Origin of the sequence: Campylobacter sp. BCW_6461 (assembly GCF_001762735.1) — a bacterium.
GTDB lineage: Bacteria > Campylobacterota > Campylobacteria > Campylobacterales > Campylobacteraceae > Campylobacter_D > Campylobacter_D jejuni.
On sequence record NZ_MJXJ01000025.1, the window covers coordinates 56,583 to 82,493 of the forward strand.

At 30.6% G+C, this 25,911-nt stretch carries 30 protein-coding genes; 28 read left to right on the forward strand and 2 right to left on the reverse strand.

The window, feature by feature from the left end:
- Positions 1 to 18 precede the first annotated feature (18 nt).
- On the reverse strand, positions 19 to 714 hold the full coding sequence (locus AJ882_RS08040) for an aspartate/glutamate racemase family protein (protein ID WP_002867827.1): 696 nt from the start codon (positions 712 to 714) through the stop codon (positions 19 to 21).
- A 119-nt stretch (positions 715 to 833) separates the two neighbouring features.
- Positions 834 to 1,529, reverse strand: a complete 696-nt coding sequence (gene ung, locus AJ882_RS08045) for a uracil-DNA glycosylase (RefSeq protein WP_002859767.1) — start codon at positions 1,527 to 1,529, stop codon at positions 834 to 836.
- 270 nt (positions 1,530 to 1,799) lie between these two features.
- Between ung and aspA the strand changes: the two genes are divergently transcribed.
- From aspA to AJ882_RS08185, 28 genes are all read left to right on the forward strand, one after another.
- Positions 1,800 to 3,206: an aspartate ammonia-lyase gene (gene aspA / locus AJ882_RS08050; protein ID WP_002851742.1), complete on the forward strand. Its 1,407-nt coding sequence runs from the start codon at positions 1,800 to 1,802 to the stop codon at positions 3,204 to 3,206.
- Between the two features lie 16 nt (positions 3,207 to 3,222).
- On the forward strand, positions 3,223 to 4,560 hold the full coding sequence (locus AJ882_RS08055) for an anaerobic C4-dicarboxylate transporter (RefSeq protein WP_002859768.1): 1,338 nt from the start codon (positions 3,223 to 3,225) through the stop codon (positions 4,558 to 4,560).
- 105 nt (positions 4,561 to 4,665) lie between these two features.
- The gene (locus AJ882_RS08060; protein ID WP_002867826.1) at positions 4,666 to 6,027 is read left to right on the forward strand and encodes a COG3014 family protein; all 1,362 of its coding nucleotides are present in this window, start codon (positions 4,666 to 4,668) and stop codon (positions 6,025 to 6,027) included.
- Positions 6,028 to 6,036: 9 nt separating this feature from the next.
- Entirely contained in the window at positions 6,037 to 6,405 is a 369-nt protein-coding gene (locus AJ882_RS08065) for a DUF1425 domain-containing protein (protein ID WP_002867825.1), read from the forward strand.
- 23 nt (positions 6,406 to 6,428) lie between these two features.
- Positions 6,429 to 7,052 carry a penicillin-binding protein activator LpoB gene (gene lpoB / locus AJ882_RS08070; RefSeq protein ID WP_002867824.1) on the forward strand — a complete coding sequence of 208 codons (624 nt, stop codon included), beginning with the start codon at positions 6,429 to 6,431 and terminating at the stop codon, positions 7,050 to 7,052.
- A gap of 60 nt (positions 7,053 to 7,112) precedes the next feature.
- The gene (locus AJ882_RS08075; RefSeq protein ID WP_070279731.1) at positions 7,113 to 8,471 is read left to right on the forward strand and encodes a DUF6844 domain-containing protein; all 1,359 of its coding nucleotides are present in this window, start codon (positions 7,113 to 7,115) and stop codon (positions 8,469 to 8,471) included.
- Between the two features lie 9 nt (positions 8,472 to 8,480).
- Entirely contained in the window at positions 8,481 to 9,683 is a 1,203-nt protein-coding gene (locus AJ882_RS08080) for a CsgG/HfaB family protein (RefSeq protein WP_002859772.1), read from the forward strand.
- Positions 9,684 to 9,841: 158 nt separating this feature from the next.
- Entirely contained in the window at positions 9,842 to 10,150 is a 309-nt protein-coding gene (gene rplU, locus AJ882_RS08085; RefSeq protein ID WP_002778820.1) for a 50S ribosomal protein L21, read from the forward strand.
- A 10-nt stretch (positions 10,151 to 10,160) separates the two neighbouring features.
- Complete coding sequence (rpmA, locus tag AJ882_RS08090) at positions 10,161 to 10,415, forward strand: 50S ribosomal protein L27 (protein ID WP_002800974.1); 255 nt, start codon at positions 10,161 to 10,163, stop codon at positions 10,413 to 10,415.
- A gap of 106 nt (positions 10,416 to 10,521) precedes the next feature.
- Positions 10,522 to 11,574, forward strand: a complete 1,053-nt coding sequence (obgE, locus tag AJ882_RS08095; RefSeq protein WP_002859773.1) for a GTPase ObgE — start codon at positions 10,522 to 10,524, stop codon at positions 11,572 to 11,574.
- A 104-nt stretch (positions 11,575 to 11,678) separates the two neighbouring features.
- A complete protein-coding gene (gene proB / locus AJ882_RS08100) occupies positions 11,679 to 12,434 on the forward strand; it encodes a glutamate 5-kinase (RefSeq protein ID WP_011049591.1) in 756 nt (251 codons plus the stop codon).
- Between the two features lie 73 nt (positions 12,435 to 12,507).
- A complete protein-coding gene (gene fmt, locus AJ882_RS08105; protein ID WP_002859775.1) occupies positions 12,508 to 13,425 on the forward strand; it encodes a methionyl-tRNA formyltransferase in 918 nt (305 codons plus the stop codon).
- A complete protein-coding gene (locus tag AJ882_RS08110) occupies positions 13,388 to 14,041 on the forward strand; it encodes a biotin--[acetyl-CoA-carboxylase] ligase (protein WP_002867821.1) in 654 nt (217 codons plus the stop codon). The genes fmt and AJ882_RS08110 overlap by 38 nt, the downstream gene beginning before the upstream one ends.
- Positions 14,038 to 14,823, forward strand: coding sequence for a ParA family protein (locus AJ882_RS08115; protein WP_002851697.1), 786 nt, complete (start codon positions 14,038 to 14,040; stop codon positions 14,821 to 14,823). Before AJ882_RS08110 ends, AJ882_RS08115 begins: the two co-directional genes overlap by 4 nt.
- Positions 14,824 to 14,828: 5 nt before the next feature.
- A complete protein-coding gene (locus AJ882_RS08120; protein WP_014517163.1) occupies positions 14,829 to 15,665 on the forward strand; it encodes a ParB/RepB/Spo0J family partition protein in 837 nt (278 codons plus the stop codon).
- 60 nt (positions 15,666 to 15,725) lie between these two features.
- Positions 15,726 to 16,151 carry a FoF1 ATP synthase subunit B' gene (locus AJ882_RS08125; protein WP_002867819.1) on the forward strand — a complete coding sequence of 142 codons (426 nt, stop codon included), beginning with the start codon at positions 15,726 to 15,728 and terminating at the stop codon, positions 16,149 to 16,151.
- A 10-nt stretch (positions 16,152 to 16,161) separates the two neighbouring features.
- Entirely contained in the window at positions 16,162 to 16,674 is a 513-nt protein-coding gene (locus AJ882_RS08130; RefSeq protein WP_002867818.1) for a F0F1 ATP synthase subunit B, read from the forward strand.
- 2 nt (positions 16,675 to 16,676) lie between these two features.
- Positions 16,677 to 17,198, forward strand: coding sequence for a F0F1 ATP synthase subunit delta (locus AJ882_RS08135; protein WP_002851861.1), 522 nt, complete (start codon positions 16,677 to 16,679; stop codon positions 17,196 to 17,198).
- Positions 17,199 to 17,211: 13 nt separating this feature from the next.
- Positions 17,212 to 18,717, forward strand: a complete 1,506-nt coding sequence (gene atpA / locus AJ882_RS08140) for a F0F1 ATP synthase subunit alpha (RefSeq protein ID WP_002851836.1) — start codon at positions 17,212 to 17,214, stop codon at positions 18,715 to 18,717.
- Positions 18,718 to 18,725: 8 nt separating this feature from the next.
- Positions 18,726 to 19,610 (forward strand): ATP synthase F1 subunit gamma, encoded by an 885-nt coding sequence (gene atpG, locus AJ882_RS08145; RefSeq protein WP_002860587.1) that lies wholly within the window; start codon positions 18,726 to 18,728, stop codon positions 19,608 to 19,610.
- A 25-nt stretch (positions 19,611 to 19,635) separates the two neighbouring features.
- Positions 19,636 to 21,033, forward strand: a complete 1,398-nt coding sequence (atpD, locus tag AJ882_RS08150; protein WP_002852005.1) for a F0F1 ATP synthase subunit beta — start codon at positions 19,636 to 19,638, stop codon at positions 21,031 to 21,033.
- A gap of 3 nt (positions 21,034 to 21,036) precedes the next feature.
- Complete coding sequence (gene atpC, locus AJ882_RS08155; RefSeq protein ID WP_002851752.1) at positions 21,037 to 21,426, forward strand: ATP synthase F1 subunit epsilon; 390 nt, start codon at positions 21,037 to 21,039, stop codon at positions 21,424 to 21,426.
- Positions 21,426 to 21,980 (forward strand): MotA/TolQ/ExbB proton channel family protein, encoded by a 555-nt coding sequence (locus AJ882_RS08160; RefSeq protein ID WP_002867817.1) that lies wholly within the window; start codon positions 21,426 to 21,428, stop codon positions 21,978 to 21,980. The genes atpC and AJ882_RS08160 overlap by 1 nt, the downstream gene beginning before the upstream one ends.
- An 8-nt stretch (positions 21,981 to 21,988) precedes the next feature.
- Positions 21,989 to 22,378 carry an ExbD/TolR family protein gene (locus tag AJ882_RS08165; RefSeq protein ID WP_002866730.1) on the forward strand — a complete coding sequence of 130 codons (390 nt, stop codon included), beginning with the start codon at positions 21,989 to 21,991 and terminating at the stop codon, positions 22,376 to 22,378.
- A 2-nt stretch (positions 22,379 to 22,380) separates the two neighbouring features.
- A complete protein-coding gene (locus AJ882_RS08170) occupies positions 22,381 to 23,160 on the forward strand; it encodes a TonB C-terminal domain-containing protein (RefSeq protein ID WP_002867816.1) in 780 nt (259 codons plus the stop codon).
- A 9-nt stretch (positions 23,161 to 23,169) separates the two neighbouring features.
- Positions 23,170 to 24,378, forward strand: a complete 1,209-nt coding sequence (gene tolB, locus AJ882_RS08175) for a Tol-Pal system protein TolB (protein WP_002860589.1) — start codon at positions 23,170 to 23,172, stop codon at positions 24,376 to 24,378.
- A gap of 76 nt (positions 24,379 to 24,454) precedes the next feature.
- The gene (gene pal, locus AJ882_RS08180; RefSeq protein ID WP_002851617.1) at positions 24,455 to 24,952 is read left to right on the forward strand and encodes a peptidoglycan-associated lipoprotein Pal; all 498 of its coding nucleotides are present in this window, start codon (positions 24,455 to 24,457) and stop codon (positions 24,950 to 24,952) included.
- Between the two features lie 3 nt (positions 24,953 to 24,955).
- Entirely contained in the window at positions 24,956 to 25,903 is a 948-nt protein-coding gene (locus AJ882_RS08185) for a tetratricopeptide repeat protein (RefSeq protein WP_002851738.1), read from the forward strand.
- Positions 25,904 to 25,911 lie beyond the last annotated feature (8 nt).

Consider the following 25,911-nt stretch of genomic DNA (forward strand, 5'->3'; position numbering starts at 1 on the left):
TTTTTGGGCATCTTTTAATTATAAATCTTTTAAAGCTTCATTAGCAGCATCAAGGGCGTGAATAAGACTTGTATCAAAAATTTTGATATTTGTATCATTTTTGGATATTAATAAACCAATTTCAGTGCAAGCTAAAAGCACTCCCTTTGCCCCTTTTTCTTGTAGTTTTTTTATAATATTTAAATATTTTTCTTTAGATTCTTGCTTGATTTCACCTTTACAAAGCTCATTAAAAATAATATCATTAACGATTTTTATATCTTCATCGCTAGGAATAATAACGCTAATATTTTCTTCAATCAGCATTTTTTTATAAAAATCCTGAGTCATTGTGTATTTAGTACCCAATAAACCAATTTTTTGTATGTTTTCTTGTTTTAAAGCCTTAGCAGAACTTTTTGCAATATGTAAAATAGGGATATTTATATTTTGTTGAATTTCATCAAAAACCTTATGCATAGTATTAGTTGCAATTATTATAAAATTAGCCCCTGCAAGTTCTAATTTTTTAGCACATTGAGTCAAAATTTGTGCAGCTTCTTGCCATTTATCTTGGCTTTGTAAATTTTCTATTTCTTCAAAATTAACACTGTAAAGTAAAATTTTTGCAGAATTTAAAGATTTTAATTTATCATTTATAGCTTGATTTATTGTTTTATAATAAGTAATAGTGCTTTCAAAACTCATTCCGCCTATAATACCAATGGTTTTCATTTTTCTCCTTAAGAATTAATTTTTGAGTCGTTTTATTACAATATATTTCATAGAAATATGATTTATTTTTAAATAAATAAATATATTTTAATATTTTTATTAAAGTTTAAAATAATTTTTTAAACTATTTTCCAATCTATAGGAATTTTACCAACTTTTTTTAAAAATTCATTAGCCTTTGAAAAATGCTTACAACCTAAAAATCCTGTTCTAGCTAAAGGGCTTGGGTGAGCTGCTTTTAAAATCAAATGCTTAGTATTATCAATCAAAATCTCCTTGTTTTTTGCGTAATTTCCCCAAAGCATAAAAACAAGCCCTGATTTTTCATTACTTAATTTATGTATTATAGCATCACTAAATTCTTGCCAACCCCACGAACTATGGCTAGCTGCTTTATTTGCTTCAACGCTAAGAATAGAATTTAAGAGCAAAACTCCTTGTTTTGCCCAAGAGCTTAAATCTCCGCTTTTTGCTGGAGTGATGTTTAAATCATTTTGCAATTCTTTAAAAATATTATTAAGACTTGGTGGGATTTTTACATTTTTTGGAACCGAAAAACTAAGCCCCATTGCTTGATTTGGTTGATGATAAGGATCTTGTCCTAGGATAATAATTTTAATTTCTTTTAAAGGACATAAATTAAAAGCATTAAAGATTAAATTTGCAGGCGGATAAATAACTATATTTTGATTAATCGCATTTAGGTATTGTTTTTTGATTTCTAGAAAATATTTTTTTTGAAATTCGTCTCTTAAAAATTCTTTCCAGTCATCATTTATTTTAATCTTATCTATGTTTATTGTAATTTCTTCCATATTATCCCTAATTATTTAAATTATTAAAAATTTTATTCTAACAAAAAAGCTTGCAAAAATATATTAATTTTTTTTGAAGTAAATAAAATTTTTTATATTAATAAAAATTAAATATAAAGACATAATAGGATATAAAAATACTTAATTTATTGTATTTGAAAGTAGTTTTCTTATTAACCAATTATTAACTAAAAATGCAATATCATTATTTTATGATTTAAATCAAAAATTTTTGATTTTAAATTAAAATACTTTTATGAAAGGTTCAAAATGGGAACAAGAAAAGAACATGATTTTATTGGGGAATTAGAAATCTCTGATGAGGTTTATTATGGAGTGCAAACTTTTAGAGCTGTTGAAAATTTTGATATTTCTCATGATAGATTAAAAGATTTTCCTCGCTTTGTTAGAGCTTTGGCTAGAGTAAAAAAAGCTGCAGCTATGGCAAATCATGAATTAGGTCTTTTGGATAAAAATATCCAAGATGCGATTATTAAAGCGTGCGATAAAATTTTAGAAGGCGGGTATTATGATCAATTTGTAGTAGATATGATCCAAGGAGGTGCTGGAACAAGTACAAATATGAATGCTAATGAAGTTATAGCGAACATAGGACTTGAACTTATGGGTCATAAAAAAGGTGAATACCAATATCTTCATCCAAATGATCATGTTAATTTAAGCCAAAGTACTAATGATGCTTATCCTACGGCTTTACACCTTGCCTTGCATGATTATTTAAGTGATTTGGCAAAAGCTATGGAACATCTAAAAAAAGCTTATGAGAGAAAAGCTGAAGAATTTAAAGATGTTCTTAAAATGGGTAGAACCCAACTGCAAGATGCTGTACCTATGACTTTAGGTCGTGAATTTAAAACTTTTGCCGTAATGATAGGTGAAGATATACAAAGAGTATTAGAAGCTAGAAAATTGATTTTAGAGATCAATTTGGGTGGAACTGCTATTGGAACGGGAATTAATTCTCATCCTGATTATCCGAAGGTTGTAGAAAGAAAAATAAGAGAAGTGACAGGTTTTGAATATACTGTGGCTGAGGATTTGATCGAGGCGACTCAAGATACGGGAGCTTATGTACAAATTTCAGGTGTTTTAAAACGTGTTGCAACAAAACTTTCTAAAGTATGTAATGACTTAAGACTTTTAAGTAGTGGTCCAAAATGTGGTCTTAATGAGATTAATCTTCCAAAAATGCAACCAGGTAGTTCTATCATGCCAGGTAAGGTAAATCCTGTTATTCCTGAAGTAGTTAATCAAGTTTGTTATTTTGTTATTGGAGCAGACGTAACTGTAACTTTTGCTTGTGAGGGTGGACAATTACAACTTAATGTTTTTGAACCAGTTGTAGCATATAGCTTATTTAATTCTGTTGTAATGCTAGAAAAAGCAATGTATACTTTAGCTGATAAATGTATAGATGGTATTACCGCAAATGAAAAAATTTGTTCAGACTTTGTCTATAATTCAGTAGGTATAGTAACAGCTTTAAATCCTTATATTGGTTATGAAAATTCAGCTTCTATAGCTAAAGAGGCAATGAACACTGGAAAAAGAGTGGCTGATATTGCGCTTGAAAGAGGGCTTTTAAGTAAAGAACAAATTGATGAAATTTTAACTCCATCAAATATGCTAAATCCTCACATGGAAGCTAAAAAATAGCATTTTAGGATTTAATATGGATATAATGATAATTTTGCAAGTAATCGTCCTTCTTGGGGCGATTTTTATCGGTATTCGCCTAGGCGGCATTGCTATAGGTTATGCTGGAGGATTAGGTGTAGTTATACTAGGACTTGTTTTAGGTATGAAACCTGGTAATATTCCTTGGGATGTTATTTTAATTATTGCTGCAGCTATTGCAGCAATTTCTGCTATGCAACAAGCAGGTGGACTTGATTATATGGTAAGGGTGACAGAAAAAATTTTAAGATCAAGCCCTAAATTTATAAATTATTTAGCTCCAGCTTGTGGATGGTTGCTTACAATCTTAGCAGGAACAGGAAATGCAGTATTTTCTTTAATGCCTGTTGTAGTTGATGTTGCAAAATCTCAAAACATAAAACCTAGTGTTCCACTTTCATTAATGGTTGTTTCTTCGCAAATTGGAATCACTGCTTCTCCTGTAAGTGCAGCTGTGGTTTATATGAGCGGAGTTTTAGAGCCACTTGGATGGAATTATCCAACTTTAATTGGAATTTGGATTAGCACAACTTTTGTAGCTTGTATGCTTGCAGCTTTTATAGTGAGTTTAATCACTCCTATGGATTTGAGTAAGGATAGTGTTTATCAAGAACGATTAAAAGCAGGACTTGTAAAGGATGCAGGAGCTGTTTTGCATGGCGAAGATAAACCAGGTGCTAAACTTTCAGTGGTAATTTTCTTGATCACTGTTTTGGCAGTTGTACTTTATGCAACCGCAATTTCAAGTAATATTAAATGGATTGATCCTGTTGTGGTTCCAAGAGATGCAGCTATTATGAGCTTTTTACTTACTGCAGCAACTTTGATCACTTGGCTTTGTAAAGTTGAACCAGGTAAAATTCTTGACACTAGTGTATTTAAAAGCGGTATGACTGCTTGTGTTTGTGTTTTTGGTGTAGCATGGCTTGGAAATACTTTTGTTGCAGGACACGAAGCTTCTATCAAAGAAGTAGCAGGCGACTGGGTTAAACAAACCCCTGCTATGTTAGCAGTTGCATTTTTCTTTGCAAGTATGCTTTTATATTCCCAAGCAGCAACCGCAAAGGCCATTGTACCTGTAATTATCACTGCTTTAGGAATTTCAGCAGCAAATCCGCATGATTCTTATATGCTTGTAGCTTGTTTTGCAGCAGTTTCAGCACTTTTTGTACTTCCAACTTATCCGACTTTGTTAGGTGCAGTGCAAATGGATGATACAGGAACGACTAGAATTGGTAAATTTATATTTAATCACTCATTCTTTATACCAGGGGTTTTAGCTATTGCAATTGCTGTAGTATTAGGCTTTGTATTAGCTCCTATGCTTATTTAAATCAAACCCTAGGTTTTTCTCCTAGGGTTAAATTTTTTTCATTAGTTTTTAAGTATATACTACGTTATAATATTCATTTTCAATTTTCTTTAAGAAAGGAATTTAATGAAGATAAAAGTTGGGTTGATTTTTTCAGGTATTGTTTGCCTTTTTTTAACAGCTTGTGTTAATCAGGTTAAACAAAATACAACATTTGAAAATGCTTTAACACAAAAATATTGTGGTGATGATTTTTTCAATCAAAATTTAGAAAAAATTAAAAAAAATGATGATGTCATTTATACAGGATTAAATGCAGGTTTGATTGCTAGAAATTGTGGTGATTTTAACAAAAGTAATGTATTTTTTGATGCTGCGGAAGAATCTTATAAATATGATGTGGATTTAGAAAATGTAAGCTCTAAAACAACTAAATTTGTTGGTACAACCTTGCTTAATGATACTATAGTAGATTATGATGGTTCTTTATATGAAAGAATTATGGTTAATATATATAAAGCTCTAAACTATATGGAAGAAGATGATTATGAAAATGCAAGAGTTGAGTTTAATCGTGCTTTAATGCGTCAAGATAAGGCAAAAGAATATTTTACTAAAGAAATTGAAAAAAATCGTGCTGATTTAGATAAGGCAAAAGAAGATAAAAATTATGATAAAAATATGAATGAAAATTCAAAAGTTATAGAAGAGCAATATGACAACTTATTTAAAGAATTTGATACAACAAAAAATTTCATAAATCCTTATGCGACTTATCTTGCTTCAATATTTTTCTTTATGGATAAAGATTATAGAAAAGCTGCAGATTTATTTAGAGAAGTAGCTATTATTTATCCAAAAAACAAAACTATCAAAAAAGAGGCTAAAATTTTTAAAGAATATGCCACAAAAATAAAAGTCAAAAAAGCTAAAAAATATGTTTTTGTAGTTTATGAAAATGGATTTGGTGTAGTTAAGGATGAATTTGCTTTAACCTTACCTTTTATAGTGGATAAAAAAATTATTAGCACAAATATTGCTTTACAAACCTTGAAAAAAAGGGAAGCTTCTTTTGCAAATTTGAATATAAATGGTCAAAATACAAATGATTTTGTAGATTTAGACAATATTGTCGCTACTGAATTTAAAATAAATATGCCTGTAATGATTGCTAAAGTCTTAGCTCAAACTATAATTAAAACCACTTTAAATGTAGCTGTTGCAAATAATGACTCTACAGGTGGATGGCTAAGTCTTGCAACAGCAGTAGCAACTGCTGCAACCAATAAAGCTGATGTGCGTTCTTGGAGAGGTTTACCAAAAAGTATTGCTATAGCAACAATAGAAAACGACGGAAATTTAGAAATCAAAGATCCACAAGGCAATATTTTGTTTCAAAAATCATTAGATAAAAATAAAAATGTTCTTGTGATAGTGCGTTCTTTTGCTTCGTATTTAGCCGCAAGTGTTGCTATCATGGAAAAATAAGGCTAAAAGATGAAAAAAAATATTTTATTTATTTTAATGTTTTTACTTAGTGCTTGTGTACCAAGTTATCAAATAAATTCAAATCAAAATACTGTAATTTTAGGTTCAAATTTACCAAAAAGTTTAGTAAAACAATTTCAAAAGCGTATAAATAGCAATGGTTATTTAGAATTTGAAGTGATTTTACGCAGTACTTTTGCTAAAGATGTAATTTATAAAGTGGATTGGTTAGATAAAGATGGTTTTGTGCTAAGAGATGTTTTAAATGAGGACTATCAAGCCCTTAGAATTCCAGCAGGACAAGAGGTGATTCTTCGTAAACTTGCATCTGATACAAGAGCGAAGGATTTTAGATTAGAAATTAAAGCAAAAAATTAATCTCATTTTAGGAAGGATAAATCATGAAAAAAACAAAAATTTTAGGAACAGCTCTTATTGGAGCTTTGCTTTTTAGTGGTTGTGCGCAAATAGCTTATACAGATGGAAAGGCAAGTCAGATAAAAAAAGGCGATGCTTTAACCTTGGGTCTTGATAGACAAGATTTTGAAAGTGCAGCTGAAACTATGATAAATAGTATGTTAAGCGATCCTGCTTTTGCAAATATTAAACCAGGTACAAGAAAGGTTATTGCTATTGGTAGGGTTGTGAATGATACCCCGCAAAGAATCGATACTGAAAAACTCACCGCAAAAATCACTTCTGCATTAAGAAAATCAGGTAAATTTGTTCTAACTTCAGCAGTTGCTGCAGGCGGAGCACTTGATAGCATGAGTGAAGATGTAAGAGAATTAAGAGATAATGATGAGTTTAATCAAAAAACCATAGCAAAAAAAGGGACATTGGTATCGCCTGATTTTTCTCTTGCGGGTAAAATTAGACAAGATAATGTAAAACTTAGCAATGGTAAAACTCAAGTAGAATACTTTTTCTTGTTAAGACTTACTGATCTAACATCAGGTTTAGTTTATTGGGAAGATGAGCAAACTATTGATAAAACCGGTTCTAGTAAATCAGTTACTTGGTAAAATAAAAATTAATTTATGAATAAAATTTTTTAGCTCAAGTGTTTAGCTTGGGCTTTTTTTATGATTTTTAAAAGGATACGAAATGAAAAAATATTATTTATCGGCTCTTTAGTTATGGCAAGTTTACTTTATGCACAAGGTTCCCAGCCTGTAGAAATTACACAACAAGATATAAATACTCAAAATGAAATGTCTGACGCAAGTACTAAGGATATTACCCCAAAATCAATTGAAGATTTTTTTGAAGAATTTGCCGATAATTTCGGTATAGAATATGGTATAACCAAAGATGGAAAAACTTTTTATACTGGAAAAAGTACTGTTGCTGTAAATGATACTGATCCACAATTTGCACAAGCTTTACAAAATGCTTACCAAAAAGCAATGTTAAATTTGCAAAGCGAATTTATAAGAGATGCTTTTGGAAGAATTGCTACAAGCAAGATTCAAAATTATGAAGCAGACAATTCTACTAATGCTAAGGAATTTGATGAATTGCCAAAAGGTGATAAGGTTGATCAAATTTTAAATAAACTTACACAATTAGCTGGTGCTCAGCTTGATAAGGCATTAAAAGATTTAGGTATAGATACAAATTCTTTAAGCGAAGACAGAAAAAAGACTTTATTAAAGCAAGAATTTCTTAATAAAACTATGACAAATGCCATAGGTTCTATGAGTGGACTTGTTCCTGTGCAAACTATAGTTACACAAAGAAGAGGTGAGTATGATGTAGGTGTTATTGCTGTTATTTCCAATAAAACTCGCCAATTAGCAAAAGATATGGCACTAGCAAGACAGAGTGCTATTAAGGGTAAAGGCAAGGCAATAAGTGAGTATCTGCCAAAAGATACAAAAGGCTTTTTAAATGAATATGGAATTCGCTTAGTTTATGATGAAAATGGTGCACCTATTATTTTAAGTTATGGAAACTGGGGTTATGTAGCAGATCCTAGCAATGCTAAAAAAACAAATATTTTAGAAGATAGAGCCAAAGAAACAGCACTTACTATGGCTGATGCTGCTATTATAGAGTTTATTAATACAAATTTAAGTCTTAAAGATGAAAGAACAACTGGTGATACTTACGAGGAAATCATCAAACAAAGTATTAATGTTAATGATAGTTCCACTCAAGAACAAACTCAAAACATAACAAATATTATTGATAAAGTAAATAGTAAAATAAAAGCAAGCGCAAGCGGTAAAATTCGTGGTATTCGTACTCTTAAAAAATGGAGCTATACAAGTGAAAATGGTATTGAACATGTAGGAACTGTGAGATTTTATTCTTATGAAAATTTAGCTAACACAAATGAGGCTTTAAATTCAAAGTCAAATGCAACAAAAAATGAAGCTAAAAAATCTTCTAGCATACAAAGAAGCTCTAATGTTGTAAATAGCATGGATGATTTTTAAAGGTAAAAGATGAAAATAATTAAAATTCTTTTTTTAGGCTTATTTTTAAGCCTAAGTCTTAATGCTAAAGTTATAACCACAACTTCAACAAAATCAAGCACAGGTGAAGGCACAGGCTTGACTAGGGAAGATGCGATAAACAATGCCATTATAGAGGCTATAGGAAAAATGAGCGGAGCAAGCATCAATTCTCTTAAGAAATCTAATACTAGCGTTTCAACTGATAATTCAGGTTCAAATATACAAGATAATTACAGCGAGCAAATTTCAAAAGCCACCAAAGGTAGAGCTGATACTTATGAAATCAATAGTGTTGAACAAGATGCAAATGGTAAATATACAGCCAATGTAACGATTTTTAAAACCACAACAACAAAAAAGTATCAAGCTCCAGGTTTAAGTGCAGATAATAGAAGAAGTATTACTGTTTTTGATTCTACTCCAGATGCTGCAAAAAGAGGTATAGGCTCAGCTTTGCAACAAAAAATCATTTCTGATTTATTGCAAAGTCGTAAATTTAATGTTTTAGACCGTGATTCTAGTGGCTATTATGAAATGGAAAAAGCTTTAATCAAAAGTGGCGACGCAGCTAGCGATGAAGTTTATAAACTTAAAAATGTGTTAGCAACAGATTATATTTTATTGTTTTCTATTTCAGGACTTGAAGGTAAACAAAAAACAAGCAATTTAACAGGAAAAAGCAAAACTGAAATTGAAGTTATCGTAGATTATCGTGTGCTTTTATTTGCTACAAGACAAATTAAATTTTCTAATACTTTAAGCATGAAAGTCAATCTTAAAGACAATAGTCTTAGTGCCAATGAAACCGCACTCAAACAAATTGCAAATCGTATAGCAGGAGATATTTTAAACGCAATTTATCCTTTGAAAGTTGCAAGTGTTGAAAACAATGAAGTAATATTTTCTCAAAGCTTAAATCAAGGTGATGTTTATGAATGTTTTGCTCTTGGGAAGGTTATAAAAGATACTTATACAAAAGAAAATACAGGAAGAGTAGAAAGCAAAACAGGAAGTATTGAAATCACTCGCACAAGCCCTAAATTTTCTTATGCAAAAATCACAGAAGGTAGTGTAAAAGTGGGCGATATTTGCAGACCTTTAAGTAATACTGGTAGTGGAAATGGCTACACTATAGGTCGTGATGCAAATTATCAAACCCAAGAAGGCGGCGGAGTAAATCTAGGCTTTTAAATTTTTAGAGTTTGATTTTTCTCAAACTCTAAACTCTTTCTTAAATTCATCAAAAATTAAAGAAAAATTTTGTAAAATCGAAATTTTATTAAACCACTAAAGCTTTTAAATCCGTTATTACGGTGCTTTATGGTACTACCAATTTATAAGGAAAAGCAATGTATGCTATTATCAAACACAGCGGAAAGCAATACAAAGTAAGTGTTGGCGATGAGCTAAAACTAGATCACTTTGAAGCTGAAAGCAAAGCAAGTATTGAAGTAAGCGAAGTTCTTGCTATCAATGATAAAGAATTAAAGGTAGGTGCGCCTTTCGTAGCAGGTGCAAAAGTTGTTTTGGAAGTGATCAATCACGGAAAAGATAAAAAAGTTGTGATTTACAAAAAAAGACGCAGAAAAGATTCTAAACTCAAACGCGGTTTTAGAAGACAATTTACTCGCGTTGTAGTAAAAGATATTAAAGCTTAAGGAGTAAAGAATGGCACACAAGAAAGGTCAAGGTTCAACTCAAAATAACCGCGATTCCATAGGTCGTCGTTTAGGTGTTAAAAAATTTGGTGGCGAGTTTGTTAGAGCTGGAAATATCATCATCCGCCAAAGAGGAACTGCAACTCATGCAGGTAACAATGTAGGCATGGGAAAAGATCATACTATCTTTGCTCTAATTGATGGTTTTGTAAAATTCGAAAGAAAAGACAAAGATAGAAAAAAAGTTTCTGTATATCCTGCATAAGTTTTTAGGACGCTTTTTAGCGTCTTGAAAACTTTAAATTTATAAATTTAACTTCTTTTATTTACTCAAATTTAGCTTTATAAATTTAAAGTCAAAGGCAATTTAAATGTTTATTGATAGTGTTAAAATTACTTTAGCTTCAGGCGATGGTGGCAAAGGTGCTGTAAGTTTTCGCCGTGAAAAACATGTTCCACTTGGTGGCCCTGATGGAGGAGATGGTGGAAATGGTGGTGATATTATTTTCGTATGTGATAATAATACCCACACTCTTGTAAATTTCAAAGGCAAAAGAGAATTACGCGCGCAAAATGGTGCTGGTGGAATGGGACGCAATAAAAATGGCAAAAAGGGTGAAAATTTAGAACTTATAGTGCCCGAAGGAACGCAAGTTATCGATGTACAAACCAATGAAATTTTACTTGATCTTACCAAAGAAGGACAAAGAGAGCTTTTTTTAAAAGGTGGAAAAGGTGGACTTGGCAACACCCATTTTAAACACGCCACCAATCAACGCCCCGATTACGCACAACCTGGTATAAAAGGAGAAAGTCGCTTAGTCAGACTTGAACTTAAACTTATTGCCGATGTAGGGCTTGTGGGCTTTCCAAATGTGGGAAAATCTACTCTTATAAGCGTTGTTTCAAATGCAAAACCTGAAATTGCAAATTATGAATTTACCACCCTTACTCCAAAACTTGGACTTGTAGATGTAGATGAGTATAATTCCTTTGTTATGGCTGATATTCCAGGGATTATCGAAGGAGCAAGTGGGGGTAAAGGCTTGGGACTTGCCTTTTTAAAGCACATAGAAAGAACGAGCTTTTTACTTTTCGTGCTAGATCCTATGAGGCAAATGCCTTTAAAAGAACAATTTATAGTACTAAGAAAAGAACTTGAAAAATTTTCCAATGAACTTTTTGGGCGTAAATTTGGCATCATGATTTCAAAAAGTGATAGTGTTCGTTTAGGAGAGGAATTTGCTGAGCAAATTGCTTTAAACATTAATGAGTTAGACAATTATCTCAAAGAAATAAATAATCCACAAAGCTTTTTAATCAAAGTCTCAAGCCTTGAAAAAACAGGACTTAAAGAACTTAAATTCATGCTTTTAGAAGAAATTAAAACTTTAAGAAATAACAAAAAAATTTTAACAATCTAGGAAGTGTTTTATATTAAAAATTTCAAACACTCCCTATTTTTTCAAAAATAACTAGTTTATATGAAATTTTGGCTAAAATTATAAAAATTTTTCAAGGAATAAGCATGAAAAGAATAGTTGTTAAAGTGGGTTCTCATGTGATTAGCGAAGAAAACACTTTAAGTTTTGAGCGTCTTAAAAATTTAGTCGCATTTTTAGCTAAACTCATGGAAAAATATGAAGTAATTTTAGTAACCTCGGCGGCTATTTCGGCAGGACACACCAAACTAGATATCGATAGAAAAAACCTTATTAATAAACAAGTTTTAGCTGCTATTGGACAACCTTTTTTAATCAGTGTTTATAACGAGCTTTTAGCCAAATTTAACAAACTAGGCGGACAAATTTTACTTACAGGCAAGGATTTTGACTCTAGAAAAGCTACTAAACACGCAAAAAATGCTATCGATATGATGATAAATTTAGGAATTTTACCTATTATCAATGAAAATGACGCTACAGCTATAGAAGAAATTGTCTTTGGTGATAATGATAGTTTAAGTGCTTATGCTACGCATTTTTTTGATGTGGATTTGCTTGTGATTTTAAGCGATATTGATGGATTTTACGATAAAAATCCTAGTGAATTTAGTGATGCAAAGCGTTTAGAAAAAATCACTCATATTAAAGAAGAATGGCTACAAGCAACCATAAAAACAGGTAGTGAGCACGGAACAGGTGGTATAGTAACCAAACTTAAGGCAGCTAAATTTTTACTTGAACACAATAAAAAAATGTTTTTAGCAAGTGGCTTTGATTTAAGTGTGGCAAAGACATTTTTATTAGAAGATAAACAAATAGGTGGAACTTTGTTTGAGTGATTAATTTATTAAATTCTCTTTTAAAATCAAATAAGCTATAATTAAAACTTTTAATTTCACACAAAGCGAAAAAATGAAAAAAATTATTTTTATGGGCACTCCATCTTACGCAACTTGTATTTTAAAAGCACTAGTAGAAAATGAAAATTTTAAACTCGTAGCACTTTTTACTCAGCCTGACAAAGCCGTAGGTAGAAAGCAAATTTTAACTCCAAGTGATACTAAGGCTTTTTTAAGTCAAAATTATCCTAGTATTCCTATTTTTACTCCAAGTTCTTTAAAAGATAAAAATATTATAAGAGAGATTAAGGATTTAAATCCTGATTTTATCGTGGTTGCTGCCTATGGAAAAATTTTACCTAAAGCCATTTTGGATTTAGCGCCTTGTGTGAATTTGCACGCTTCTTTACTTCCAAAATACCGTGGTGCCAGTCCGATCCAAAGTGCAATTTTAAATAAAGATGAAAAAAGTGGAGTTTGCACCATGCTCATGGAAGAAGGGCTTGACACAGGTGCTATACTTGAAAGCTTAGAATGTGATATAAAAGATAAAAATTCAAGTGAAGTTTTTGAACTTTTAGCAAATTTGGCCGCTAAGCTGATCCTCTCTACTCTTTTAAATTTTGATAAAATCACCCCTAAAAAACAAGAGGAAAGTCTAGCAACGCTTTGTAGAAAAATCAAAAAAGAAGATGGGCTTATAAATTTGCAAAATGCAAGAGAACTTTATCAAAAATATCTAGCTTTCACCCCTTGGCCTGGAGTTTTCTTGGAAAATGGACTTAAATTCTTAGAACTTGAACTTGTGGATGAATTAAAACAAAATGCTAAGATGGGTGAAATTTTAGAATTAGAAAAAGAAAGTTTTTTGCTTGCTTGCAAACAAGGAGTTTTGCGTATTAAAAAACTTCAAGAAAGTGGAAAAAAAGCTCTTGATGGCAGGACTTATTTAAATGGAAAAAGGCTTAAAAGTGAAGATAGTTTGTGTTGAAAGTATAGACTCAACTCATCTTTTTTTATGCGAGCAAATACGCAATGGAAAGATTGATGAAAATTTTGCTATTTATGCTTTAGAACAAACAAATGGAGTTGGAAGTAGGGAAAATTCTTGGCAAAGCTCTAAAGGAAATTTACATCTTTCTTTTTGTATTAAAGAAGAAGATTTACCAAAAGATTTACCTTTAGCTTCTGTGAGTATTTATTTTGCTTATTTACTTAAAGAAGTTTTACAAGAAAAAGGTTCTAAAATTTGGCTTAAATGGCCTAACGATCTATATTTAGATGATAAAAAAGCTGGAGGAGTTATAAGTGCTAAAATTTCAAATTTTATCATAGGCGGTATGGGTTTAAATCTGAAATTTTCACCCCAAAATACAGCTTTATGCGATATAGAAATTTCGCTTAAAGATTTAGTGAGTGAGTTTTTGCAAAAAGTAGAAAAAAAAATTTTATGGAAGAATATTTTTAGCAAGTATATGTTAGAATTTGAAAAATCAAGAAAATTTAGCGTCCATCATGAAGGTAAAGTTTTTTCACTTGAAAATTCTTTTTTGTATGAAGATGGTTCAATTTTACTAGGTGATAAAAGGGTGTATAGTTTAAGATGAGCGAAATTATTACAATAGCAAACCAAAAAGGTGGGGTAGGAAAGACTACAACAGCAGTAAATTTAGCCGCTTCTTTAGCTGTGGCTGAAAAAAAAGTACTTTTGATTGATGTTGATCCGCAAGCTAATGCGACTACAGGACTTGGTTTTAATCGTAATAATTATGAGTATAATATTTACCATGTTTTTATAGGAAGAAAAAAGCTTTCAGATATTATTTTAAAAACAGAATTGCCACAACTTCATTTAGCTCCTTCAAATATAGGTCTTGTAGGTATAGAACAAGAGCTTGCTAAAGGTGAAAATAATGAGAAAAAAATGCTGCTTAAAAATCAAATTCAAGAAGTGATTGATGAGTATGATTTTATTATTATTGATTCTCCGCCTGCTCTTGGAAGTATTACTATAAATGCTTTTGCAGCAAGTGATAGTGTAATTATCCCTATACAGTGTGAATTTTATGCGCTCGAGGGTGTAGCTATGGTTTTAAATACAATTAAAATTATCAAAAAAACTATTAATTCTAAACTCAGGGTTCGTGGATTTTTACCGACAATGTATAGCTCTCAAAATAATCTTTCTAAAGATGTTGTAGATGATTTGAAACAAAATTTTAAAAAACAACTTTTTACTATTAATGGAAACGAAGATGACTTTATTGTGATCCCTCGCAATGTAAAACTTGCAGAAAGTCCAAGTTTTGGAAAGCCTATAATTCTTTATGATATTAAATCACCAGGTTCTGTTGCTTATCAAAATTTGGCGTATTCTATATTAGGATAATTATAATGGGGTTAAATAAAGATAGGGGTTTAAGTAGTTTAATCAGTGATATGGATACTGTTTATAGTAAAGAATTGGGTTTTGATAAAAATCAAAGCACTATGATAGAAATTGATCAAATTTCACCTAATCCATTTCAGCCAAGAAAGAATTTTGATCAAGAAGCTTTAGATGAGCTTGCTAATTCTATCAAAGAATTTGGACTTATTCAGCCTATTATTGTATTTAAAAAAAATAATAAATTTATTTTAATTGCTGGAGAACGTCGCTTAAGAGCAGTGAAAGCATTAGGAAAAAAAGAAATTCTAGCTTTTATTGCTGATATTGATGAGAATAAGCTTAGAGAATTGGCTCTTATTGAAAATATACAAAGAGAGAATTTAAACCCTATTGAGCTTGCTAATTCTTATAAGGATTTAATGCAAGTTCATAAAATTACTCAAGAGAATTTAGCAGAACTTATTCATAAGTCTCGCACTCAAATAACAAATACTTTAAGACTTCTGAATTTAGATATTAGAACTCAAGAGTTGATTGCTTCTGGAAAAATTTCTCAGGGTCATGCTAAAATTTTGGTTGGTTTAGATCAAAAAGATGAAAAAATGTTAGTTGATAGCATAATAGGTCAAAAACTTAATGTTAGAGATACTGAAAAAATAGTTAAAAAAATAAAAAATAATGAAAGCTTACCTAATCAAGAATTTGAAGATGAAATAAAAAAATTAAAACAAATACTAAATCGCTTTGGATTTGACTGCAAAAATAAAAATAATGATTTTGTAATTCATTTAGAAAATATTGATAAAATTAAAAAATTAATCAAAATGCTTGAAAAGTTTTAACCAAAATCTTAGCTTTTTTATGGTAAAATAGTCCTTCAAAAATTCTAACCAAGGAGAATTATGTTTGAAGATATGCATCCTTCCATAATGCTTGCTACTATAGCTATTTTTTTGGCTATGATAGTTACTTTAAATAGTATGCTGTATAAGCCGCTTTTAAAATTTATGGATGAAAGAAATGATTCTATAAAAAATGATGAGAATAAAGTAAAAGAAAATTCTCAAGAAGTTTTATGTGTGAATGATGAATTAGAAGTTATTCATATTAACACTAGAGAAGAAATTCAAAAAATCAAACAAAGTGCTATAGCTGCTGCTAAAGAAGAGGCAGAGCAAATTCTTAGAAGCAAGAAAGAAGAATTAGAAAGAAAAATGGCCAGCTTTTATGCAGATTTAGCTATTCAAAAAAAAGAGTTACAAGAACATTTAAACATACATTTACCTGAGCTTAAGCAAGCTTTGCAAAATAACATAAAGAAAATTTAAGAGGAGAGAAATGAGTAAGTTATTATTTATTATATTTTTGCTACCTTTGTATGCTTTTGGTGCATCAAACGGTAGTGGAGAATATGATATTATTCCAAGGACTATTAATTTTCTAATTTTTGTGGGTATATTGTATTATTTTGTTGCAACTCCATTTAAAAATTTTTACAAAAACCGTATTGTAAAAATTTCTTCTAAACTTGATGAAATTCAAAAAAAACTTTTAGAAAGTAAAGCTAAGAAATTAGATACGATGAAAAAACTTGAAGAAGCTAAGGCAAGTGCTGCTGCCGCTTTAATTACAGCAAAAAAAGAAGCTGAAATCTTAGTTAAAAATATTAAGAAAGAAACTCAAGATGAGTTAGATTTACTTCAAAAACATTTTGAGGAACAAAAAGATTATGAATTTAGAAAAATGGAAAAAGAATTAGTATCAAATACTTTAAATGAAATTTTTTCTGATCCAAATATGACATTAAAACAGAGTGAAATAATAGAACTTATGATGAAGAAGGTATCTTAAATATGGAAAATATAATTGCAAGAAGATATGCAAAAGCGATAGCTTCAAGAGCTGATATAAATGATTTTTATCAGAATTTGTGTATTTTAAATTCTGCTTTTGTTTTGCCAAAATTTAAAAATATTATAGAATCTAATGAGATTAAAAAAGAAAGAAAAATGGAATTTCTTGATTCTTTTTTTGATATTAAAAATTCTAGTTTTCAAAATTTTTTAAGACTTTTGATTGAAAATTCAAGATTAGAATGCATTCCTCAAATAGTTAAAGAACTTGAAAGACAAAAAGCTTTTAAAGAAAATATTTTTGTTGGTATTGTATATTCTAAAGAAAAATTAAGTCAAGAAAATCTTAAAGATCTTGAAGTCAAACTTAACAAAAAATTTGATGCAAATATTAAACTAAATAATAAAATCAGTCAAGATGATAGTGTTAAAATAGAATTAGAAGAATTAGGTTATGAACTTTCTTTTTCTATGAAAGCTCTTCAAAATAAGCTAAACGAATATATATTGAAAATTATCTAAGGAGAAAAAGTAAATGAAATTTAAAGCTGATGAGATCAGTTCAATAATCAAAGAAAGAATTGAAAATTTTGATTTAAATCTTGAAATTGAAGAAACAGGAAAGATTATTTCTGTAGCTGATGGTGTTGCTAAGGTATATGGACTTAAGAATATTATGGCTGGAGAAATGGTAGAATTTGAAAATGGTGATAAAGGAATGGCCTTAAACCTTGAAGAGTCGAGTGTAGGTATTGTTATACTTGGAAAAGGAGAAGGTTTAAAAGAAGGTGCTTCTGTAAAAAGACTTAAGAAATTACTTAAAGTTCCAGTAGGTGAGGCTTTGATTGGCCGTGTTGTAAATGCTTTAGGTGAGCCAATTGATGCTAAAGGTGTGATCAATGCTAATGAATATCGTTTTGTTGAAGAAAAAGCAAAAGGTATTATGGCGAGAAAAAGTGTTCATGAGCCTTTACATACAGGAATTAAAGCTATTGATGCGCTTGTGCCAATTGGTCGTGGTCAAAGAGAGCTTATCATAGGTGATAGACAAACAGGTAAAACTACTGTTGCTGTTGATACTATTATATCTCAAAGAGGTCAAGGAGTTATCTGTATATATGTTGCAATTGGTCAAAAGCAAAGTACAGTGGCACAAGTGGTTAAAAGACTAGAAGAACATGGTGCTATGGAATATACTATTGTTGTAAATGCCGGTGCTTCAGATCCTGCGGCTTTACAGTACTTAGCTCCATATACTGGTGTAACCATGGGTGAATTTTTTAGAGACAACGCAAAACATGCTTTAATTGTTTATGATGATTTGAGCAAGCATGCTGTAGCTTATCGCGAAATGTCTTTGATTTTACGTCGTCCTCCAGGTCGTGAAGCTTATCCAGGCGATGTTTTTTACCTTCATTCAAGATTGCTTGAAAGAGCAAGCAAGCTAAATGATGAATTAGGTGCTGGTTCTTTGACGGCATTGCCGATAATTGAAACACAAGCAGGAGATGTTTCTGCTTATATTCCAACTAATGTTATTTCAATTACAGATGGACAAATTTTCTTAGAAACTGATTTATTTAACTCAGGAATTCGTCCTGCAATTAATGTTGGTTTATCAGTATCTCGTGTAGGTGGGGCTGCTCAAATTAAAGCTACAAAACAAGTTTCAGGCACATTAAGACTTGACCTTGCTCAATATAGAGAGCTTCAAGCTTTTGCACAATTTGCTAGTGATTTAGATGAGGCAAGTAGAAAACAACTTGAACGTGGACAAAGAATGGTTGAACTCTTAAAACAACCACCTTATTCTCCGCTTAGCGTTGAAAAACAAGTAGTTTTAATTTTTGCAGGAACCAAAGGTTTCTTAGATGATATTGCTGTTTCTAGAATTAAGGAATTTGAAGATGGAATTTATCCTTTTATTGAGGCAAAACATCCAGATATTTTTGAGCAAATTCGCTCTAAAAAAGCTTTAGATTCTGATTTGGAAGAAAAACTAGCTAAAGCCATTAATGAGTTTAAAGCAAATCATTTATAAGGTCTTTTATGTCTAATTTAAAAGAAATTAAAAGAAAAATTAAAAGTGTTCATAACACTCAAAAGACTACAAATGCTATGAAGCTAGTTTCTACTGCTAAGTTAAAAAAAGCAGAAGAAGCAGCTAAAAGATCAAAAATTTATGCACAAAAAATCGATGAAATTTTGAGTGAAATTTCATTTCAGATCAATAAAATTGTTCACAATGAAGATGATGTGCGTTTATCTTTGTTTCATAAAAAAGAACAAATTAAAACCGTAGATTTAATATTTATTACTGCAGATAAAGGCTTATGCGGTGGTTTTAATATTAAGACTTTAAAAACAGTAAGTGAAATGCTAAAAGAATATGAAGCAAAAAATATTAATATTCGTCTTAGAGCTATAGGTAAAACTGGGATTGAATATTTTAATTTTCAAAAAATAGAATTGTTAGAGAAATATTTCCATCTTAGTTCTAGTCCTGATTATGAGAAAGCATGTGAAGTAATTCATGCTGCTGTAGATGATTTTTTAAATGGAAATACAGATGAAGTGATTTTAGTTCATAATGGTTATAAAAATATGATTACCCAAGAACTTAAAATTAATCATCTTATTCCAGTTGAGCCAAAGAGTATTGAACAGACTCATAATTCTCTTTTAGAGCTTGAACCGGAAGGAACTGAGCTTTTAGAAGATTTAATGAAAACGTATTTTGAGTATAATATGTATTATGCGTTAATCGATTCTTTGGCGGCAGAGCATAGCGCAAGAATGCAAGCTATGGATAATGCAACTAATAACGCAAAGGCAAGAGTGAAACAACTAAATTTAGCTTATAACAAAGCAAGACAAGAATCCATTACTACTGAGCTTATAGAGATTATCAGTGGTGTTGAATCAATGAAATAGTAAAATTTTAAGGAGAAGATAAATAATGCAAGGATTTATTTCACAGGTATTAGGTCCGGTTGTTGATGTAGATTTTAACGACTATTTACCTCAAATTAATGAAGCAATTGTTGTAAATTTTGAAAGCGAAGGAAAAAAACATAAACTTGTTTTAGAAGTAGCAGCTCATTTAGGAGATAATAGAGTTAGAACTATTGCTATGGATATGACAGATGGTTTGGTAAGGGGCTTAAAAGCTGAGGCTTTAGGTGCTCCTATTAGTGTTCCTGTTGGTGAGAAAGTTTTAGGAAGAATTTTCAATGTTACTGGAGATTTGATCGATGAAGGTGAAGAAATTTCTTTTGATAAAAAATGGGCAATTCATAGAGATCCACCAGCTTTTGAAGATCAAAGCACAAAAAGTGAGATTTTTGAAACAGGGATTAAAGTTGTAGATTTACTTGCTCCTTATGCAAAAGGTGGTAAAGTAGGTCTTTTTGGTGGTGCAGGTGTTGGTAAAACTGTTATTATTATGGAGCTTATTCACAATGTTGCATTTAAGCATAGCGGCTATTCTGTATTTGCAGGTGTGGGTGAGAGAACTCGTGAAGGAAATGACCTTTATAATGAAATGAAAGAAAGTAATGTTTTAGACAAAGTTGCTCTATGTTATGGACAAATGAATGAACCACCAGGGGCAAGAAATCGTATTGCTTTAACAGGTTTAACAATGGCTGAGTATTTTAGAGATGAAATGGGTCTTGATGTGCTTATGTTTATTGATAATATCTTTAGATTTTCACAATCAGGTTCTGAAATGTCAGCACTTTTAGGAAGAATTCCATCAGCTGTGGGTTATCAACCAACCTTAGCAAGTGAAATGGGTAAATTCCAAGAAAGAATTACTTCAACTAAAAAAGGCTCAATCACTTCAGTTCAAGCTGTTTACGTTCCAGCTGATGACTTAACAGACCCAGCTCCAGCAACTGTTTTTGCTCACTTAGATGCTACAACGGTTTTAAATAGAGCTATTGCTGAAAAGGGTATTTATCCTGCAGTTGACCCACTTGACTCAACTTCAAGAATGCTTGATCCAAATATCATTGGAGAAGAACATTATAAAGTTGCTCGTGGTGTTCAATCAGTGCTTCAAAAATACAAAGATTTACAAGATATCATCGCCATTTTAGGTATGGATGAGCTTAGCGAAGAGGATAAACTTGTAGTTGAAAGAGCAAGAAAGATTGAAAAATTCTTATCACAACCATTTTTCGTTGCAGAAGTTTTCACAGGTAGCCCAGGAAAATATATAAGCCTTGAAGATACAATAGCAGGATTTAAGGGAATTTTAGAAGGTAAATATGATCATTTACCAGAAAATGCTTTCTATATGGTTGGAAATATAGATGAAGCTATTGCAAAAGCGGATAAATTAAAAGGTTAATTTATGAACGATTTGATTAATTTCGAGATAGTTACGCCTTTGGGTGTAATCTATCAAGGAGAAGTAAAATCTGTTACTTTACCGGGTAGTGAAGGAGAATTTGGCGTGCTTAAAGGACATGCTGCTTTGGTTTCTTCTTTAAAATCTGGAGTAATTGATATTGAAAAAGCTGATTTAAACCATGAATTAATTGCTATTGATGCTGGACATGCAAAGGTAGATGAAGATAAGATTTGCGTGTTAGCAAAGGGTGCGGTTTGGGTTTGTGGAAGTGATGAAAGTGAGATTGAAAAAAATCTTGCTCAAGCAAAAGATTTGATTAAATCTATGAGTTCTGATAATGCAGCTTTAGCAGCAACTTTTTCAAAACTTGATAATGCAAGGATGCATTAATGAATTTTGAAGCTATATTTCATTTTTTCAATAGTTCAAGTATTATTACTTATATAGTTTTATTATGGCTTTCTTTATATTTTATTTTAGCATTTAGTATTTTGTTTGCTAGATTGACTTATTTGGCTACATGGAGAAACAAGGAGAAAGAAAGTTTAGAAACTTTGCTCTTGGGTGAGAAGGATTTAAGTCGTACTGATTCGATTTTAAGAAAATGTAATGATACAACTTCAAATCATTTAGAAATCTATAAAAATTTAGCAAGTCGCCGCGCTTCTGCTGGACTTACTTGGCTTAGTATTATTGCTTCAACTTCACCTTTTATAGGTCTTTTTGGGACAGTTATTTCTATACTTGAAACTTTTGGTGGACTTGAAACTCAAAATTCTTTAAGTCTCATAGCTCCTAAAATCAGTGAGGCTTTAGTTGCTACAGGTTGTGGTATTTTAGTAGCAATTCCTGCTTATACATTTCATCTCATCATTAAAAGAAAAGCTTTTGAACTTTTAAGCATTATTGATAGCGAGATTAAAGTTATAAGTTCGAGTAAATAAGGTTAAAAATGCCATTTGATGATGAAAAACCTGAACTTAATATCACACCTTTAGTAGATATTATGCTTGTATTGCTTGCGATTTTAATGGTAACAGCTCCAAGCATTACTTATGAAGAAAAAATTAATCTTCCACAAGGTAGTCAAAAAAATACTAGCGCTCCAACTGTTAAGAGTTTAATTATTAGTATTAATGCAAAAAAAGAAATTTTTTTAAATCAAGAAAAATACGATTTTATAAGTTTTGCTGATAATCTTGCTCAAAGAAAAGCACAATTTAATACCGAAGATCCGGTTTTTATACGCGCTGATAAAAGCTTAAAATATGACGATGTTATTTCAGTCTTAAGAAGTGTAAAAAATTTAGGATTTAATAAAGTTGCTTTACAGACTGAATAATCATGAAAAATTATGGTTTGAGTAATTTAAATTCGTTTTTACTTGCTTTAGCAATATATGTTGGTATAGTAATTCTTGTTTTTTTTAGACTTGTAAGCGAGGTTGAACCCGCTATACAATATACCGATATAAAAGATAGTTTTGTAGATATTGAACTTGCTGAACCATCAAAACAAGTTATTACTCAAAGCAACACTCCTAAAGAAATACAAAAATCAACAGAGCAAATTGATATAGAAAAGCTTTTTGCTCAGACTACAAATAAAACAGTTAAAACCGAAGATATTGACCAAAAGGCAAGTAATTTTAATGAGCTTTTTGGAAATATTAAAGAAATACAAGAAGAAAAGACTACAAAAATTCAATCAAGTGCTAAATCAGGAATTTCTAGTGCCCCAAAACCTCAAGCTTCTGAACTTGTAAAACAACTTAATGATAGCTTGCTTCAAGAAGAAAGTTCAACACAAGGTGAAAGTACAAAGGCACAAAAAATTGGAATTTATGATGAATTTTTAGGGAAAGTCGTGCGTATTATCACTCAAAGATGGACTCAGTATTATCCAAATAGTGAAAAAATTTCTGTTAAGGTAAAAATTTTTATTGATGAAAATGGAAAATTTGGCTATACTTCAGTTGAAAAAAGTGGGAATCCTTTATATGATGCTAAAGTGGCTGAATTTTTAGAAAGTCAAAAAGGTAAATTTATTACTTATCCTCCGCAAAATAAAAATATAAGCATTACCATGAATTTAAGAGATGAAGCAAAAGTTAAAAATGATTAGGAGAACAAAATGAAAAAAATTGTAGCAATTTTTTTAGTCTTTTTAGGAAGTCTTTGGGCAGAAGATCCGGTTATTGATGTTGTTAATTCTGGTGTGGTTTTACCAAAGATTATCGTTAAAGATAATTCAAATTTAAGTGATGAGAATTTAAAGAAAAGCTTTTATAATATCATTGTGAATGATTTGAAAGTAAGTTCAAACTTTGAAGTTGTTGCTAATGCAACTGAGACAAGTAATTATACTTTTGAATACACTTTAAATAAAAATGGTAACACTTTGAGTTTAAATGTAAAAATAAAAGCTGGCGGTTCTGATAAGTCAGAGCAAACTTATACTTTAAATGGTTTAGAGCAATATCCATTTTTGGCACATAAAAGCGTCAAAGCTTCTGTAAATGCGTTAGGACTTGCACCTGTTGATTGGATGGATCATAAAATTTTGATCGCGAGAAATTCTAGCTCTAAAAAAAGTCAAATTATTATGGCTGATTATACTTTAACTTATCAAAAAGTTATTGTTGATGGTGGGCTTAATTTATTTCCAAAATGGGGAAATAAAGAACAAACTCTATTTTATTATACAGCTTATGATCATGATAAGCCAACTTTATACCGTTATGATTTAAATACCAATAAAGCTAGTAAAATTTTATCAAGTGGCGGTATGGTTGTAGCAAGTGATGTGAGTGTAGATGGAAGTAAACTACTTGTTACCATGGCTCCAAAAGATCAGCCTGATGTTTATTTATATGACTTAAATACCAAAAATCTAACACAATTAACTAATTATTCTGGTATTGATGTTAATGGAAATTTTATTGGCTCAGATGATAGTAAAGTGGTATTTGTAAGCGATCGTTTAGGATATCCTAATATTTTTATGCAAGATTTAAATAGCAATAGTGCTGAACAAGTTGTTTTTCATGGTAGAAACAATTCGGCTGTTTCGACTTATAAAGATTTTTTGGTTTATTCAAGTCGTGAACCAAATCAAGCAGGTGTTTTTAATATTTATTTGATGTCAATTAATAGTGATTATATTCGTCAACTTACAGCAAATGGAAAAAATTTATTTCCAAGATTTTCTAGTGATGGTGGAAGTATAGTATTTATCAAATATTTAGGTGCGCAAAGTGCTTTGGGTGTTATTCGTGTAAATGCAAATAAGACTTTTTATTTTCCTCTTAGGGTTGGAAAAATTCAATCAATTGATTGGTAAAAATTTCAATTTTAGGTTAAAATTAATTAAAAATTAGATATAATAATAAGAATTTATTAACTTTGAAAGGTCATAAATGAAAAAAATTCTTTTTACTTCAATCGCAGCTCTTGCAGTTGTTATTAGTGGTTGTAGCACAAAAAGCACTAGCGTAAGCGGTGATAGTAGTGTTGATTCAAATCGTGGTTCAGGTGGAAGTGATGGTTGGGATATTGATTCAAAAATTTCTCAACTTAATGATACTTTAAATAAAGTATATTTTGATTTTGATAAATTCAACATTCGTCCTGATATGCAAAATGTTGTAAGCACAAATGCTAATATTTTTAACACTGAAGTAAGCGGTGTAAGTATTACTGTTGAAGGAAACTGCGATGAGTGGGGAACCGATGAATATAACCAAGCTCTAGGTTTAAAAAGAGCAAAAGCTGTAAAAGAAGCTTTAATCGCTAAAGGTGTAAATGCTGATAGAATTGCTGTTAAAAGCTATGGAGAAACAAATCCTGTGTGTACTGAAAAAACTAAAGCTTGCGATGCGCAAAACAGACGTGCTGAATTTAAATTATCAAGATAATTAATGAAAAAAATATTCACAGTAGCTCTTCTTGGAGCTACTTTACTTTATGCAGAAAGCTCAGCTTTTGGTGCAGGAGATATAACAAGCAATTCTTCTTATGGTTTAACTTCAAATGAAAAATTATTTAAAGAAAAGTTAGATAATTTAAATAATGAAAATATACAAACAAATGCTAGAATTAATGAAATTAACGAAAGAATCGAGGGTTTACAAAGCACTTTAGAAGGTATAAATTCTCAATATGCTAAATCAAATTCTAGATTAAGTCAAGTTGAAGAGAATAATCAAAATATTGAAAATAATTTTACTAGTGAAATTCAAAAATTAAAGGCTTATGTTGAAGAAAGTAGAAAAATTCAAGAAGCTAATAATAAGCAAGTAAAAAAAGTTTTAGCCGAACTTAGTTCTTTAGTAGATGCTATTAATGCAAATTATGTTTCTAAAAACGAATTAAATGATGCAAATTTAAGCGTTAAAACTATTACACCTAGTGTTGTTGTTTCAACTACAGATTCAAATAGTACCATTGAAAACAATAATACTCAAAATACCCAAGATGATAAAGCAAAACAAATTGATGAATCTTGGAAAAAGAAAAAAAATAATGAAATTTTAGAATTAGCGATAAAAGATGTTGATAAAAATGCTTTTGAAGATTCCAAAGCAAAATTAAATTTTCTCATAACAAAGCAGTATAAACCTGCAAGAGCAAATTTTTGGTTAGGGGAGATCGAGTATAAACAAAAAAATTATAACAATGCTATTGTTTATTATAAAAAAAGTTCTTCTTTGAGTACAAAAGGAGATTATTTCCCAAAACTTTTATATCATACTGCCATTTCATTGGATAAAACAGGTGATACAAAAACAGCAAATGGTTTTTATAAAGCTTTAAAAACTAATTATCCAAATTCACCCGAAGCAAAAGCTTCACCTAATAGAAAATAAATTAAGGA